Source organism: Massilia sp. LMS1-1-1.1, from assembly GCF_040815535.1.
Lineage (GTDB): Bacteria > Pseudomonadota > Gammaproteobacteria > Burkholderiales > Burkholderiaceae_D > Janthinobacterium > Janthinobacterium aestuarii.
In genome coordinates, this window is the sequence record NZ_JBFPNG010000011.1 from 1 (window position 1) to 832 (window position 832).

Here is an 832-nt window from a genome sequence, read left to right on the forward strand (position 1 = left end):
CTGCGGATCAAAGTGTGTTTGCTCACTCCCCGCAGCTTATCGCAAGCTACTACGTCCTTCATCGCCTGTAATCGCCAAGGCATCCACCATGTGCACTTATTCGCTTGTCCCTATAACGTTAGCCTCTTCATTCTTTCAAACGAAAAGAGCGCTACAGGGATAAGAAAGTACAACGTTGTTGCTTGTTTGTTGATACATACAATCATTACCCATCAAGTCGCCTCATGCATTGCTGCACGCATAGACTTGATCAATAAATAATCTTTACTTCTTCCAGATTGTTAAAGAACATACAGCACTTGGTCTCGAAAAGACCAAACCTAAATTCAATCACCGATGTGATCAACTTACGTTTGAACTTTTGGTGGAGGATGACGGGATCGAACCGACGACCCCCTGCTTGCAAAGCAGGTGCTCTCCCAGCTGAGCTAATCCCCCTGAGATTTACTACAGAAACTGGTAGGGCTGGTTGGACTCGAACCAACGACCCCCGCGTTATCAACACGGTGCTCTAACCAGCTGAGCTACAGCCCCAAATGCTGTTCTTTATATTAACAGCCGATAAGTGTGAACATTTGATGCGTGAATCATTGCTGATTCGTGCAAACTCTAGAAAGGAGGTGATCCAGCCGCACCTTCCGATACGGCTACCTTGTTACGACTTCACCCCAGTCACGAATCCTACCGTGGTAAGCGCCCTCCTTACGGTTAAGCTACCTACTTCTGGTAAAACCCGCTCCCATGGTGTGACGGGCGGTGTGTACAAGACCCGGGAACGTATTCACCGCGACATGCTGATCCGCGATTACTAGCGATTCCAACTTCATGCAGT

General features: G+C 48.0%; 2 tRNA genes and 2 rRNA genes. All 4 read right to left on the reverse strand.

Annotation, left to right across the window (positions count from 1 at the left end):
* Positions 1-110: ribosomal RNA gene (locus MRBLMS1_RS09930) — 23S ribosomal RNA — on the reverse strand; the annotation flags it as partial.
* 252 nt (positions 111-362) lie between these two features.
* Positions 363-438: transfer RNA gene (locus MRBLMS1_RS09935), tRNA-Ala, on the reverse strand.
* Positions 439-457: 19 nt separating this feature from the next.
* Positions 458-534, reverse strand: a tRNA-Ile gene (locus tag MRBLMS1_RS09940).
* A 79-nt stretch (positions 535-613) separates the two neighbouring features.
* Positions 614-832 (reverse strand): 16S ribosomal RNA (locus MRBLMS1_RS09945); the annotation flags it as partial.